This window comes from Chitinophagales bacterium, from assembly GCA_017303835.1.
GTDB lineage: Bacteria > Bacteroidota > Bacteroidia > Chitinophagales > Chitinophagaceae > JAFLBI01.
In genome coordinates this window covers 2,574,505-2,589,185 of the sequence record JAFLBI010000001.1, presented here as the reverse complement: position 1 = coordinate 2,589,185, position 14,681 = coordinate 2,574,505, and the positions used below count along the sequence as shown (strand labels likewise).

Genomic DNA, 14,681 nt, shown 5'->3' with positions numbered 1-14,681 from the left:
TAGCGGATTACACAGATTATTGAGCCATAAAGCGGTGTCCTCACCGCGTCTTTTCAATAAAAGAACATAATTGTTCAACCCCTTCGGGGTTGTGCCGCGTTTTGTAATAATTTTTGCTATTCCTATTGGACGCCTTCAGCGTCCCAGTCTTCGCAGGAGCTCATGAAAGTGATTCTGGGAATAAATAATTATTGGTCAGATGAACAACAAGGGCTGTCGCATTTAATTACTTACCAGCGTAGCAAGTTTTTTTGCATTGATATATTGAGCCGTATATTGAACACGAAGTGTTCCATTGGAAAGTGAGCCATTTAAAGTTTGTAGTACACGCTTGTAGGCAAGTGGATTAACACAAGTAAAAGAAGTGTCTTTGAAAGAGAGATACAACACTCTTCCATTCAGCATATCAAGCTTGACATCGCTTACACTTTGATCAACAATACCCTTGATTCTGTATAAAGATGTATCGCTAGCATAACTACTGTATTTGTTACCACTTGGTAAAATATCAAATGCATTTCTTGCCGTATCGTAAGGGTTATTCTTCATCAAAATAACCTTACCAGTATCTATACCATAAGTGCGAAAAATAGTATCAACAGGAACGCCACCCCTAATCTGAGTAACAGATAGCTGGCTTTCATAAGAGCCAATGAGTTGATATATCTTAGGGATATAAAACTGAAACCCTGACTTTGTATAAGTTTTCCCATCTTTTGTAATAGTGAGATTACCGGATGCACCAGCGCCCACTACTGCAAAAATTACTGAGTCTGACACTACCTGAACCGACTTGGCTGCAGTTCCGCCAAAACTCACTTGCATACCACTTGAAAAATTTGCGCCAACAATACGCACAGGATCATCAGTAGTAGCAGTAATAGGAAGAAAGCTTTTTATCTCTATTGCCTGAGGCTCAACAACAGGTTTCATACAAGAAAAAGACACCGCTAAAAATAATATGATTGCTAGGTTTTTCATTAAAACACTCTCTAAAATGATGATACAAACTCGCAATTGATTAAAGCATCATGATAATTGAAACTTATCTCTAAACGCTTACTTGAAGTTACACAGTTTTAAAACGCAATCACGCCTGTATGCATGACTTAATTCAATAATAATCCGGACTCGTCAGTGTTTAATAAATAGGTGATCAATAATGGCATAAGAAACATAATTGTTCAACCCCTTCGGGGTTGTGCCGCGTTTTACCATTATTGTCGCTATATATATTGGACGCCTTCAGCGTCCCAGTCCTCGTATGGTCTCCTGAAAATGAACTCAGATAAATGAACTATCATTTGTTGGGCGAACAACAAGGGCAAACATCAATTATAATATTTCCATAACAAAGCCGACAGCTTCTTCGTCAATACCCAAGCTTCATTATTAGGTCCCCAACTTTGATCTTGATTATTCTTGGTGCAAATGCAAAAGATATAGCGGGCATCATCTCCATTTACATACAAAACCTCGCTCCTGCTGGCATTCACTGCACCGTTTTTGCTCGCCACAAAAACGCCGGCCGGAATTTGCGAGAGTGCTTCTTCATCCCAATAGTTTCTGCCCAATAAACGCAGCATTTGTTCACTGGCAGTAGCGCTAATCACTTTCTTATTAACAATCATTTCCATCAACCTGGCCATTTCAGCAGGTGTGGTTTGTCCCCACCCATATTGATTGCGATTGGCTTCTCTGCCCGGTGTTCTGCTATTTACACGTGTTTGTTGCAGACCTAAACTATCCATCAATGAATTGATGTGCGTACCGGTTCCACCCAAACTCTGCAACCAAAGACTGGCAGTATTGTCGCTGGTTGTTAGCATCAGCATCATCACTTTGCTTAACTCAATTTGTTCGCCTGATTTAAAAGAACCCAGGATATCCTCACCTGCATACAATAGTGAATCTTTATAGGTAAGTTTCTGGTGATACTGCAATTGCCCCTTGCTGATCTGATCCATCACCCCAACCAGAATAGGTATTTTCACCATGCTGGCAGTTGGGAAAACCGAATCAGCATTGATGGCCACAACCTTATTCTTCTCCAAGTCGTGCACATACACGCCGATCTCTCCGCGAAAGCCTTGAATCAGTTCCTGAATTTGTTTGGTTAACCGATGATCAGTTCTTTGTGCAGTTACTTGCATGCCTAAGAAGCAGGCCAAGATCAATACAATAACACGCATGGAAAATGATTTCACACAAGATAATACAAGCGACTTATACAGGAAAACTCAAATACACAGAAGTGCCTTTGCCGGGTTCGCTCTCTACTTTGATGCTTCCCTTGAATGCTTCTACAAAATCCTTGGTCAAAATCAAACCCAAACCGGAACCCTTTTCGTTATTCGTACCCGTCATGCTTTGGTACTTCTCGCTATCAAATAATTGATCGCGTACAGTAGCCGACATACCCACGCCGGTATCACTAATAGAGATCATCACAGCATCATCTTGCATGTGTGCATACACAGTAATCACCCCTTCTTTGGTAAACTTATTGGCATTATTGATCAGGTTGCGCAGGATAAAGCGCAAAGCATTGATATCTGATTTCAGGAAAAGATCTTCATCCACCAAGTTTACCATGATATTCGCTTTCAGCGAAGCCACTACTTCAAACGACTTGAACATATTGCTCACCAGCGTGCGCAAGTGTACTTTCTCTGTTTCAAAACCGCGACCCTTCATCTGCATAGAGCCCCAATCAATCAGGTTATTCAGCAATTCCAGTGTACCGTCAATCTGCTTACCGGCCATCTGCATCAGGTCTTGTGCATGTTCCTGTGTCAACATTTTCTTATTACTGAGTTCGATAATAGATTTTACTGCATGAATGGGATTGCGCACATCATGCGCGATGATGGAGAGAATTCTGTTCTGTTGCTCCATCTGCTGATGCGCTTTCAGCTTTTGTTGCTCCAACTGATTATTCAATAATCGCTGATCCATCAGTTTGATGACCTGTTGCGATAAAATCTTTAATGCAAAAATCTGCTCATCATTCAATTGATTGGGTTGGTGATCCATCACGCAAAGCGTACCCATGGTAAATCCGTTTTTATTGATTAAAGGCACACCTGCATAAAAACCAATCTGCTCAGCGCCCGTTACCAATGGATTATTTATAAAGCGATCATCCCTTACTGCATCCCGCACTTCAAACAAATCTGCACCCGATGCAATGGCATAGGTACAAAAAGAAACCTCACGCGGAATTTCCGGTGCCGCAAAACCTACTCTGGCTTTAAACCATTGTCGGTTAGCATCGGTAAGCGAGATCAATGCAATGGGCATATGACAAATGCGCGATGCAAGTTGCACAACGCCATCAAACTCGTCTTCATAAACAGAATCTAATACACCGTAACGGTGCAATTCGCGTAAACGATGGAGATCATCCTCTGGTAATTCGGATGTTTTCATGGTTTGTCAGTTAGCCAATCAATGGCGGTTCAGGATATTGTTATTGCAATTTACGGCTTTTTTCAAGCCATTTTGGCCTCAGCCCCTCGATTAAGGGGCTTTTAAATACCCATTACAGGGTATTTACGGCGGTTTGCCGCTGAATAGTTTTACAACTGAAATAAGGACACATGAAAAACAAGCATTCTCTATTGATGGTCACTTTGTTTTTGATCAGCTGCATTATTGCAAATGCACAGGTAACGATATTTAAAGAAGATTTTAGTACTGCCGGCAACAGGTGGAATGTGTACACAAACGATAAAAATCAATTTGCCATTTATAATGGTAAGGGTATTCTTTGGGACTTTGACCCTTCTTTCAGCGGCGCAAGGATTGAAAAAATTGGTACTGATTTGGACATCAATACAGATTTTAGTGTTTCTGTAAAAGCAACATTCACGGGCGGTGAAAAGGATTGGGGATACGGACTTGTATTTGGCGCCAATAGCAGTTCACCTACTTCAGGATATAAATTCTTACTTGCTGCTTCTGGATATTACTGTCTGTCAAAATGGGTAAATGGATCAACTGTGGAGCTGATCAAGTGGGTTAAAACAGATATCGTTAAAAAAGATCCTTTTATTCAGCAAAAGCTGGAAGTGAAAAAGCAAGGAAGTAATTGGCTGTTATTGATCGATGATCAACAAGTGAATACCTATCCCGCACAAATTTTATATGGGAATTATATTGGCTTGGTAAAAGACAATAAGCAAAGAGTTGAATTTGATGATTTGGAATTAGTGGATTTAGCCCAATCAAATCAACCACCTGTTGTCTACAACAACGATTGTGAAGCGTTTGCCGACCTAAAAAAGTTAAATACAAGTAAGGGCTTTGGCAGTATTCGCGGTATTTCATACACAATTGAAGATGATGGATTTATTGGCTATCACTTTCGTTTTCCTAGTAAACAAAGTTTTCCTGGTGCTAAGAAAACATATGTATTAGTAAGTACAGACAGTAAAATAAGGGTCCCTGAAAAAACGGATAAGCATGATCTGGAAGCTGTATTTGCCAGTGGACTTACTTATCAGGCAGCACAAGAGCAGTTTCCACAGATTCAAAAAAAGCTGTCTGATTGTCTGAAAGACTACCACTTCAATATCTATCTGAATGAAAATGGCAAGGTTAAAAGAGCATCGATTGGCGAGAAAACAAATGGCGGTTTTAAAACCAATGGAGATGGCCTCTCTATTGCTGAAGACCCATTTACGTCTGGCGCTTATATGATTGCATTGAAAATATATGCGCCATCAGAATACGGTAAAGAGAAGCGCTTTATTACCAATGCACCAGTTAGATCAACTGAGTTTGCAAAGTCCTTGATACAGGCTGTTGGATTTGCAGAGAACAGATTTGATGGTAAAAAGGGGGCGAAAATCGATGGTGCCGGTTTTATGGCAACCCGCTATGGTACTACCATTAAAGTAAACGGCGCGCTGGATAATTACATTGAAGACATGCTTGGATCTGGGTTTTACGCAGTGATGGAGAAAAACATACCTGAGCAAAGCATCAAAACAAAAATGGCTGCATGGCACCAAAAACTAACACAGGTATTGGGTAATGAATATCACTACAGCCAGAATGGAGACAATTATATGTACGAGCATGCGAAAAAATACAGTGCCCCTTACCTGAGTTTACTAAAAGAAAAATCAAAGGATGGCAATGGCTTCTCCATTATCATTGAAGTAAGAAAGGAAATTGAAATAGAAGACGAGGAAGAAGATTTTTAACAATCAACCCAACAGAAACAAGCCCGGTAATAAACAGAGCACCACTATCACCGGGGAGGGTAATTTAGAATATCGCAACAGGAGAAATGTGAGTAGCACAACACCTAAGTCCATTAGTGCACCCATTTCTCCTGTTGTTACTTTATTCAAGTTTACTGATTGTAACAAATAGAGCGTGGCACCTCCCATAATACCTACAACGGCTGCGTGAATACCTTCTAGTGAACGATAAATAACAGCGTACTTCTTGAGATTCTGCCAAACAGGAAAGAAGAACAAGACCAACAATAAGCTAGGTAAAAAAATGGCAAAGGAACCGATGATGCAACCAGCCAAGTGCATAGTCACCCCTTCTTTGCGCATCACCATACCGCCGGTATAAGCGCCAATTGAAAAAACTGGACCGGGTATAGCGCGCACCAAACCATAGCCTGTTAAAAAATCCTCATTCGTCATTTTCAATACATCACGGCCGTTACGTTGAATCACTTTTGATTCTGGGCGCAATACATACTGATCATACATCATCGGCATCAACACATCGCCACCACCAAATACCAGACTACCGAAACGATAATTGTTCTCAAAGAGGTTATAGATTTTTCTGTTCTCCCAGTTTTGCTTGGTAGCTGTTTCAGATAAATAACCCGCCAAGCCGAAGATGACGAGAAAGATTAAAAGATTACCCCATTTCACTTGCTTGGGTGGTGTACCTTTTTGCGGGATGCGTTTATCACTGAAATTGGTAGCAATACCTGCAGCGAGTATCAAAGCAGGAAAAGTCCAGGGCGATTTAAATCCCAACACAATAGCAAAAGCGGCAATTAAAAAGATGACACGCGTAATGGTATTGTGTATTGCTAATCCAAACATGCGATAGGTAGCAAAAGCAATAAAGCCAATCGCCATCGGCTGTACAAAACGAAATAACCCCTGATAAATAGATTGATCGTAATAAAAGTTGAGTAAGAATGAGAGTCCGCCCATCAATACAGATGCTGGTGTAATCCAGATAAGCAGGGTAAGTATGGCCAAGGGAATACCACCACGCTTATATCCGATCAATGTTAAAGTTTGCGTAGAAGAGGCGCCGGGCAATAACTGACAGAAGGCATTTAGGTCTAAGAGCTCATCTTCTGTAACATCCCTGCGTTTGTGCACAAAGGTTTTCAGCATCATACCGAAATGACCTTGGGGCCCGCCAAAAGCAGTAAGGCTGTGCAATAAGACAGCCTGCAGAAACGGTATATGTCTCAGCAACCGGAACATGGGGATAATGCGGAAAATTACTGAAAATGCTTCAAGCAGAGATACGGCCACGATATTGCGCAGCTGCTTGTAGCAGTAATCCAGCAAACATCACTATTGCTGCAAATAGTAACCACAAGTTGGCATAAGGCAGTAATATATAGTTCATATAAGACAAACCTTGCACCATTAAGAGGAATTCGTTGAGTAAAACGCCTATAAAGAATGTGATTGTACCTACATGACTCAACCGCCTTGGCTGTATTAAGCCAGTGGCATAACCAAAGCCTACAATAAAGAGGGTAAGTACGCCTAGTAAAACCAAGTGTAAGTAACCAATTACTACCGGCCTGAAACCAAATGCATACTCACTGAGTGTGGGTACTGTAGATACTAATTGCAAGATCAATTTAACGGAAAAGGCTAATGCCGACATACCTAACAAAAACTGTACAATCAGCGGCAGTAGTTTTTTTAGCAACGATAAAGCCGGAGCCAAGTCTTTTATTAAGAGCATCCACCCTACACATTGTACTGCAGCCGCCAGTACCACTAACGCATACAACCATTGAGGCATAGGTAACCACAAAGCTGATAAAAAATAAGCCGGCAACACAGCGATAACAAAGAGTTGAAAACAACGCCTAGCGTTGGCTAACTCAATTCCATAATAACGCAATAACCAAATACCCAGCCCTAGTACAGTAAACAGAAACCAACCATTGTATTGAAAGTGTAGAAAAAAATAGACTGCTGCCAGATACCAGTTTTGATGTACAATATGGTTGATCATCAAGTAGGCTAGAAAGAAAGTACCCAAAGCAGAAAGCAATTGCAAAACCAAGGCCATCTTGAAGAATTGATGCACTACATCAGTGCTTTTCAAATAACGCCACATCTGTATTGTATAGATAACAGCTATCACAATCGAGGCCGTTGAGAAAGTAATAGATACGAGCCCATACCCCTGATACATGAAACCAATAAGCATACCATAAGCTGCTATCAATTGCCACTTGAGTAGTTGAGTAAGCTTTCCCAAGCCTTGTTGACCAAGCACGATAGCGGCAATGAGTAACATCGATACAAAACTTAGCCAGCCCGAAAAAGCAAAGTGTGAATGAGCGTGCAACAGATGTTTTTGTGATAGCCAGGGAATACTAAACGCGATTTTTAGTCGCAACAGAATACCTGCTGCAGCTACTACAGCAAGATTGATCAATGCAATACGAAACCAATACTGTACTTCTTTAGAAAAAACCATGTACAAAACAACTACGCTGTACAGCGTTTGGATATGACCTCAGTCATATTACTGAAGTAAACTTTTCCCTTTTGGATTTGAATTATTCCTTTTTCGTGCAATTGACGCATGACACGAATCACAGTTTCAACACGCAAACCAGTCATATCAGCAATTTGCTGGCGGGTTAGTTTGATCTGCGCACAATGCGGACAAATATGATCACACTTGGCTTTCATGTAATTTAGTAAAGACATGATACGCTTCTCTGGTTCATGAATAGCCACTTCCTTCACCAGCATAAATTTAAACCGCAATCTGCTGGTCAATAATCTTGAAAATTCAAAATGTATTTCCGGATGATCTTTCAATAATTGGTGAAATGTAGATTGATGCAATCGAATCACTACAGCATCTTTGTTAGCTATAGCTGTTGCTGCATAAGGCTCTCCATCGAACAGTGGCAATTCACCAAAGCTCTCCCCTACTTCAACTAAAGTTTGCAAGTATTCTTTTCCTTCATCATTGATATTTACCCAACGCACTTGACCACTAACTACTTGATGATAGAAGCTACAAGCAGTACCTTCTTTAAAGATAATTTCTCCAGGTACTAATCTTTTATAGGCGGCACCATAGGCCAACAGTAAGTCGATGTCTATCATCATAACAGAACGAATTGAGAGTAAAATAGTCGAAAGCCTAAGCTTGCAGCATGACGCTTGTCACTATGGTACATGATTAAAATCATGTTTTACTTTTTTCGTATCTAAATAGATGATAATCAGCTCGCTACTCAAAATGTTTTTGTACTACTCTTCCCAGCTAAGCAGCATTTATGATTCTGCGCATAATGGCCCGGAAAAGGGCAGAGTAATCTTGTGGAGTAAATTTTACAACATGAAAAAATATCTGATCACAGCATCAATTATCGGATTACTGGCTGCCTGCGGTGGTGGTAATCAACAAACCAAAGACAACAGCGCTGTTGCGGCTCCTGCAGTTACGGAAGCCAATGGCAATCCTTCTTATGATCCTAACCGAGGTGAAGGCAAGTTTAAAAACGTAGAAATACCTGCCACACTTGATGGTGCTATGGCTGCCAAGGGCGAAAAAGTATATGGCGTAAAATGTAGTAGTTGCCATAAGCTTACCGATGAGAGATTGGTTGGTCCGGGCTGGAAAGAAGTAACAAAGAGAAATACAGCGGACTGGATCATGAATTTTATGACCAATACAGATGAAATGCTGAATAAGGATCCTAAAGCACAGGCTCAGTTAGAAATCTGTTTGGTAAGAATGCCTAATCAGAACCTTAGCGACGAAGATGCCCGCTCTTTATATGAGTTCATGCGCAAAAATGACGGCGTGAAATAATCAACCATTCTTCAACTCAAAACAACACAACATGAAAAAATTACATCTGGCCGGACTAGGTTTGCTATCGGCCGCATTTTTCATGCAGACCGGCTGTAAACCTAAAAACGCAAACAATGCGGTTACGGCTGATGCTGCTGCTAAAGCCTATGTGGCTCCAGGTAAATACGACGAGTTTTACAATTTTGTTTCCGGTGGTTTCAGCGGACAAATGAGTGTATACGGCTTACCTAGCGGCCGTTTGCTACGCGTCATTCCTGTATTCTCTGTTGATCCCGAAAAAGGCTGGGGCTATAGTGAAGAAACCAAGCCCATGCTGAATACTTCTCATGGTTTTGTACCCTGGGATGATTTGCACCATACAGAACTTTCTCAAACCAACGGCGAAATAGATGGCCGTTGGGTATTTGGTAATGCCAATAATACACCACGTGTGGCACGTATTGATTTAGGTACTTTCAGAACAAATGAAATCATCGAATTACCAAACAGTGCCGGTAACCACTCATCGCCTTTCATTACTGAAAACACAGAATATGTGGTAGCTGGCACACGCTTTAGTGTTCCTCCAGACAATGTGAATGGCGACATCCCCATCAGTAGTTACAAACAAAACTTTAAAGGCTATATCAGCTTTATCAGTGTAGGTAAGGAAGATGGCAAAATGGATATTGCTTTTCAGCTGCAATTACCCGGTGTAAACTTTGACCTGAGCCATGCCGGTAAAGGCAAATCACATGGCTGGTTCTTCTTCAGCTGCTACAATACTGAACAAGCCAATACATTATTAGAAGTAAACGCTTCGCAGCGTGATAAGGATTTTATTCTGGCTGTAAACTGGAAGAAGGCCGAAGAATACCTGAAAGCGGGCAAGGGCAAAAAAGTAGCAACCAAGTATGCCCATAATGTCTACGATGAAAAAACACATACTGCCAAGTCTGAAATCAAAACAGAAGTATTGGTGTTGGATGCGAAAGAACTGAAAGATATCTGCTACTTTATTCCATGTCCTAAATCACCACATGGTTGCGATGTTGATCCTACTGGCGAATACATTGTAGGTAGTGGTAAGCTGGCAGCCTTGATTCCTGTATTCAGTTTTGACAAATTGCAGAAAGCTATTGCCAACAAACAATTTGAAGGTGATTATGAAGGCATTCCTGTTGTGAAATATGATGCCGCATTGCATGGCGAAGTACAGAAGCCTGGCCTTGGACCATTGCATACAGAGTTTGATGGCAAGGGTAATGCCTATACCACTTTCTTCGTATCAAGTGAAGTAGTGAAGTGGAATATCAAAGACCTGAAAGTAGTAGACCGCGCACCTACTTTCTATTCTGTTGGTCACCTCTGTATTCCTGGTGGCGACAGCAAGAAGCCCAATGCCAAGTATGTCATTGCCTATAATAAAATTACCAAAGATCGTTACTTACCAACCGGACCAGAACTAGCACAAAGTGCACAGCTCTATGATATCAGTGGTGATAAAATGCAATTAATTCTTGATTTCCCAACTATTGGTGAACCACACTATGCACAAGCGGTTGCAGCAGATGTAATTAAGAATCGTTCTGTGAAATTCTTCAAGATTGAAGAAAACGCTCACCCTTATGTAGCAAAAGGTGAGGCCAACAGCAAAGTGGTTCGTGAAGGCAATAAAGTTCATGTGTACATGACTTCAGTACGCTCGCACTTCTCTCCAGACAATATTGAAGGTGTTCGGGTAGGTGATGAAGTATACTTCCATGTAACCAATCTGGAACAAGACTGGGATGTGCCGCATGGATTCGCTGTGAAAGGCGCTTCAAACGCAGAACTATTGATTATGCCTGGCGAAACACAAACATTGAAGTGGGTTCCTGAGAAGTCTGGCATGTATCCTATTTATTGTACTGATTTCTGTAGTGCACTACACCAAGAAATGCAAGGATATGTACGCGTTTCTCCTGCTGGTAGTAATGTGCCACTCACCTTCAGCACAGGAAAAACTCAACCAAAAGAATCAGCCCCAAAAAAATAACAGGCTCATGGAGTAACCGTTGTAGCAACTCATTGTAAGTGATTCAGCACAACGGTTACTCACCTGTTAACCTCAAAAACAACAGATATGAAAAAGTATGGCATCCTGGCTATTGCATGTATGCTTACAATAGCCTGTAACAACACTGAAACTCCTGCTGACACAAGCAGTACTACTACTGCAGTAGCAGGCGGACAAGAAAATGTTCAAGACAACGATTCACAAAAAGATGTAGTGAAAGTTGCCGTAGGCTCTAAAGATCATACCACATTGGTTGCTGCATTAAAGCAAGCCGACTTGGTAACATCACTCTCTAACGCCGGTCCTTTTACAGTATTCGCACCCACTGATGCAGCTTTCGGCAAAGTAGATAAAGCCACGTTAGACGCTTTAATGACTGACGAGAAGAAAGCCGACCTACAAAACATTCTTCAATACCATGTTACTGTATCTGCTATTAAAGCAGAGAGCCTGCAAGACGGCCAAACACTCGGCATGGTCAACGGTGATAATATTACAGTAAGCGTCAAAGACGGTAAGGTTTGGCTCAACAATAGCGCTATGATTGTGGCTTCTGTTCCTGCAGCTAATGGTATTGTACATGTGATAGATGGCGTATTACTCCCTCCCGCCAAGCAATAATTGATAAAAACATTTTATGAAAAACAAGGCTTTACAGACAGGCTCAAGAATTCTTTTGACGATTGCGGCAGTAGCCCTACCATTTGTATTAATACTGCCTATCTGGCGTATTGAATTAGATGCGCCGCAATATCCTGAAGGATTGGCTTTGCAGATTCATGCCAGCGATATCAAAGGTGATGTAGACATCATCAATGGTTTAAATCACTACATCGGTATGCGCACACTGCACAAGGAAGACTTCATTGAGTTTACTGTATTGCCTTACTGTATTATTTTTTTTGCAGCCTTATTTCTGTTAACTGCAATACTCAACAAGAGGAAGGTGCTACATACAAGCACCCTCCTCTTTATTGCTTTTGGTGTTCTCGCCATGATCGATTTTTGGAGATGGGAATACGATTACGGCCATAACCTAGATCCCAACGCTGCCATTAAAGTGCCGGGTATGGCATATCAGCCTCCGCTAATTGGCTTTAAACAGTTATTGAACTTTGGTGCATATTCCATTCCTGATCTTGGTGGATGGATTTTTATCGGTGCAGGCATACTCTTACTGGTTGCACAATGGTTTGAGTGGAAAGCCGTTAAGAAAATGACAGCACCTATTTCTGTATTGATACTACCTTTTTTATTTAGTCTTAGCTCCTGCACACAAAAACCTGATCCCATTCAGGCAGGTAAAGACCAATGCCACTTTTGCAAAATGCAACTTAGCGATCCCAAGTTTGCTGCAGTGATTCTTACCAACAAGGGACGCACACTGAAGTTTGACGACAAACAGTGTCTCGATGATTTTAGAAAGTCTGGCTTTCTCGATCAAAACGAAATCAAACAAGTGTATTACAGCAATTTCAATAAGCCTGATCAATACATACCTGAAAATACTGCTCAATTATTAATGAATGCGGCGCTTAGAAGTCCCATGGGTGGTAATACCGCCGCATTTGCAACCGAAGCAGAAAAATCAGCCGCTGCAACTAGTCTACCAAAAGAATAAGCATGCGTTATCTCTTGATAATATGGATCATTCTTTCAGCAATACAACTACAAGCCAAAAGCCTGCGCGTTGGTAAGCAAGAAGCTTACAAAACTATTCACCAAGCGCTACAAGTAGTAGCTGATGGCGATAGCATCCTAATTCATGCCGGACTTTACCAAGAGGGTAATCTTATCATTGATAAGTCAATATCATTAATCGGCATTGACAACCCTATACTCGATGGTCAATATAAATACGAAATAATCTCTATCAAAGCCAATTACGTTACAGTAGAAGGCCTAACCATTCAACACTCAGGCGTATCCAGTATTATTGATTATGCAGGTATCAAGATATATGAGTGCAACAATGTGCGGATAGAAAAAAATATTATTGAAGATGCTTTCTTCGGTATTTATGTGCAGTATGGCACAAAATGTATTATTCGCAATAATCAGTTGCGTGCGCATAAAAAAACTGAACAAGAAAGTGGCAATGGCATACACTGCTGGAAAAGCGATAGTTTACAAATAACCGGAAATCAGATTCAAGGTCACAGAGATGGCATATACTTTGAGTTTGTTACCAACTCTATCATCTGGCGCAATATCTCTTCCAAGAATCTCCGATATGGACTGCACTTCATGTTCTCTAATCATGATACCTATGTAACCAATGTATTTGAAAATAATGGCGCCGGTGTGGCTGTTATGTTCTCCAATCACGTACACATGTACAACAACTATTTCCGGGAGAATTGGGGCGATGCTTCTTATGGTATTCTATTAAAGGAAATCTCTGATAGCGAAATAGAAGGCAACAGATTTGAACATAATACAAGCGGCATTTATATAGAGGGTGCCAGTAGAATCCAGATGAACAGAAACTTGTTCAAGGGAAATGGCTGGGCACTGAAGATTCAAGCCAGCTGCATGGAGATCCAGCTACACAACAATGACTTTATCGGCAACACCTTTGATGTTGGCACCAATGGCTCACTTGTACTCAACAATTTCAATAATAATTATTGGGATAAATACGAAGGCTACGACTTGAACAAGGATCGTCAAGGCGATGTGCCTTATCGCCCAGTAAGTATGTATGCAGGCATCATAGAAAAAATTCCTGTTGCGATGATCTTATTCAGAAGCTTAATCACTACGCTGATGGACAAATCAGAAAAGCTGATTCCCAGCATCACTCCTGAGCAGTTAAAAGACGATCACCCGCACATTAAACCTGTTGTATCATGATTATCGCTACCAATGTACATAAGCAGTTTGGCAAACTACAGGTGTTGAAGAACATCAGCGTTACCTGCAATAAAGGAGAATGCATTGCCTTGATTGGACCAAACGGAAGCGGTAAAACCACGCTGATTAAAAGCATCCTTGGTATGGTGATACCAGATAGCGGCTTTATTACTTTCAATGGCAAAAACATTCTGCACGACTGGAACTATCGTTCATACATCGGCTATATGCCCCAGATTGGTCGTTATCCAGATAATATGAGTATCGGGCAAGTGATCAATATGATGAAAGATATCCGCAATCACGAAGGGAGTCTCGATGAAGAGTTGATTCAAGCTTTCGATTTAGAAAAATTGTACGATAAAAAAATGCGTACCCTATCCGGCGGAACACGTCAGAAAGTAAGTGCTTGTCTGGCTTTCTTATTCAACCCAGATGTGCTGATATTAGATGAACCTACTGCAGGACTAGACCCCGTAGCCACAGAAGTGCTGAAAGAAAAAATTATTGCAGAGAAAGAGAAAGGCAAGGTCATTCTAATTACCTCGCATATTCTGAGCGAACTGGATGAGATGATTACACAAGTCATCTTTATGCAAGAAGGGCAATTGGTCTTCCACAAGAACATTATTGACCTGCAACAAGAAACAGGTGAACAGAGATTATCAAAAGCCATTGCACAGATCATGCTAAAACGCTAACC

13 protein-coding genes are annotated in these 14,681 nt (G+C 41.1%); 7 read left to right on the top strand and 6 right to left on the bottom strand.

Translation table 11 applies throughout. The annotated features are described in order from the left end of the window. Nucleotides 1–222: 222 nt before the first annotated feature. From J0L83_11705 to J0L83_11695, 3 genes are all read right to left on the bottom strand, one after another. A complete protein-coding gene (locus tag J0L83_11705) occupies nucleotides 223–933 on the bottom strand; it encodes an IPT/TIG domain-containing protein (GenBank protein ID MBN8665235.1) in 711 nt (236 codons plus the stop codon). Nucleotides 934–1,331: 398 nt separating this feature from the next. Then, the gene (locus tag J0L83_11700; GenBank protein MBN8665234.1) at nucleotides 1,332–2,192 is read right to left on the bottom strand and encodes a serine hydrolase; all 861 of its coding nucleotides are present in this window, start codon (nucleotides 2,190–2,192) and stop codon (nucleotides 1,332–1,334) included. A 34-nt stretch (nucleotides 2,193–2,226) separates the two neighbouring features. Continuing rightward, nucleotides 2,227–3,432 (bottom strand): GAF domain-containing sensor histidine kinase, encoded by a 1,206-nt coding sequence (locus J0L83_11695; GenBank protein ID MBN8665233.1) that lies wholly within the window; start codon nucleotides 3,430–3,432, stop codon nucleotides 2,227–2,229. A 170-nt stretch (nucleotides 3,433–3,602) separates the two neighbouring features. Between J0L83_11695 and J0L83_11690 the strand changes: the two genes are divergently transcribed. Further along, entirely contained in the window at nucleotides 3,603–5,213 is a 1,611-nt protein-coding gene (locus J0L83_11690; protein ID MBN8665232.1) for a hypothetical protein, read from the top strand. Between the two features lie 3 nt (nucleotides 5,214–5,216). Here the strand turns inward: J0L83_11690 and chrA are convergent, their stop codons facing one another. Genes chrA through J0L83_11675 form a run of 3 tightly spaced genes read right to left on the bottom strand, consistent with a single transcriptional unit; the run spans nucleotide 5,217 to nucleotide 8,369 of the window. Beyond that, a complete protein-coding gene (chrA, locus tag J0L83_11685) occupies nucleotides 5,217–6,482 on the bottom strand; it encodes a chromate efflux transporter (GenBank protein MBN8665231.1) in 1,266 nt (421 codons plus the stop codon). A gap of 31 nt (nucleotides 6,483–6,513) precedes the next feature. Then, nucleotides 6,514–7,725 (bottom strand): hypothetical protein, encoded by a 1,212-nt coding sequence (locus tag J0L83_11680; protein MBN8665230.1) that lies wholly within the window; start codon nucleotides 7,723–7,725, stop codon nucleotides 6,514–6,516. Between the two features lie 11 nt (nucleotides 7,726–7,736). Next, nucleotides 7,737–8,369 (bottom strand): Crp/Fnr family transcriptional regulator, encoded by a 633-nt coding sequence (locus J0L83_11675; GenBank protein MBN8665229.1) that lies wholly within the window; start codon nucleotides 8,367–8,369, stop codon nucleotides 7,737–7,739. A 235-nt stretch (nucleotides 8,370–8,604) separates the two neighbouring features. Between J0L83_11675 and J0L83_11670 the strand changes: the two genes are divergently transcribed. From J0L83_11670 to J0L83_11645, 6 genes are all read left to right on the top strand, one after another. Beyond that, the gene (locus tag J0L83_11670) at nucleotides 8,605–9,081 is read left to right on the top strand and encodes a cytochrome c (GenBank protein MBN8665228.1); all 477 of its coding nucleotides are present in this window, start codon (nucleotides 8,605–8,607) and stop codon (nucleotides 9,079–9,081) included. A 31-nt stretch (nucleotides 9,082–9,112) separates the two neighbouring features. Then, nucleotides 9,113–11,101 carry a Sec-dependent nitrous-oxide reductase gene (nosZ, locus tag J0L83_11665; protein MBN8665227.1) on the top strand — a complete coding sequence of 663 codons (1,989 nt, stop codon included), beginning with the start codon at nucleotides 9,113–9,115 and terminating at the stop codon, nucleotides 11,099–11,101. 87 nt (nucleotides 11,102–11,188) lie between these two features. Further along, nucleotides 11,189–11,743 carry a fasciclin domain-containing protein gene (locus J0L83_11660; protein MBN8665226.1) on the top strand — a complete coding sequence of 185 codons (555 nt, stop codon included), beginning with the start codon at nucleotides 11,189–11,191 and terminating at the stop codon, nucleotides 11,741–11,743. Nucleotides 11,744–11,759: 16 nt separating this feature from the next. Further along, a complete protein-coding gene (locus tag J0L83_11655) occupies nucleotides 11,760–12,743 on the top strand; it encodes a nitrous oxide reductase accessory protein NosL (GenBank protein ID MBN8665225.1) in 984 nt (327 codons plus the stop codon). 2 nt (nucleotides 12,744–12,745) lie between these two features. After that, complete coding sequence (locus tag J0L83_11650) at nucleotides 12,746–13,978, top strand: nitrous oxide reductase family maturation protein NosD (GenBank protein ID MBN8665224.1); 1,233 nt, start codon at nucleotides 12,746–12,748, stop codon at nucleotides 13,976–13,978. Next, entirely contained in the window at nucleotides 13,975–14,679 is a 705-nt protein-coding gene (locus J0L83_11645) for an ABC transporter ATP-binding protein (protein MBN8665223.1), read from the top strand. The genes J0L83_11650 and J0L83_11645 overlap by 4 nt, the downstream gene beginning before the upstream one ends. Nucleotides 14,680–14,681 lie beyond the last annotated feature (2 nt).

Coding starts and splice junctions, on each gene's coding strand:
- J0L83_11705 (MBN8665235.1), bottom strand. CDS start 933: ATGAAACCTGTTGTTGAGCCTCAGGCAATAGAGATAAAAAGCTTTCTT.
- J0L83_11700 (MBN8665234.1), bottom strand. CDS start 2,192: ATGCGTGTTATTGTATTGATCTTGGCCTGCTTCTTAGGCATGCAAGTA.
- J0L83_11695 (MBN8665233.1), bottom strand. CDS start 3,432: ATGAAAACATCCGAATTACCAGAGGATGATCTCCATCGTTTACGCGAA.
- J0L83_11690 (MBN8665232.1), top strand. CDS start 3,603: ATGAAAAACAAGCATTCTCTATTGATGGTCACTTTGTTTTTGATCAGC.
- chrA (MBN8665231.1), bottom strand. CDS start 6,482: ATGTTCCGGTTGCTGAGACATATACCGTTTCTGCAGGCTGTCTTATTG.
- J0L83_11680 (MBN8665230.1), bottom strand. CDS start 7,725: ATGGTTTTTTCTAAAGAAGTACAGTATTGGTTTCGTATTGCATTGATC.
- J0L83_11675 (MBN8665229.1), bottom strand. CDS start 8,369: ATGATAGACATCGACTTACTGTTGGCCTATGGTGCCGCCTATAAAAGA.
- J0L83_11670 (MBN8665228.1), top strand. CDS start 8,605: ATGAAAAAATATCTGATCACAGCATCAATTATCGGATTACTGGCTGCC.
- nosZ (MBN8665227.1), top strand. CDS start 9,113: ATGAAAAAATTACATCTGGCCGGACTAGGTTTGCTATCGGCCGCATTT.
- J0L83_11660 (MBN8665226.1), top strand. CDS start 11,189: ATGAAAAAGTATGGCATCCTGGCTATTGCATGTATGCTTACAATAGCC.
- J0L83_11655 (MBN8665225.1), top strand. CDS start 11,760: ATGAAAAACAAGGCTTTACAGACAGGCTCAAGAATTCTTTTGACGATT.
- J0L83_11650 (MBN8665224.1), top strand. CDS start 12,746: ATGCGTTATCTCTTGATAATATGGATCATTCTTTCAGCAATACAACTA.
- J0L83_11645 (MBN8665223.1), top strand. CDS start 13,975: ATGATTATCGCTACCAATGTACATAAGCAGTTTGGCAAACTACAGGTG.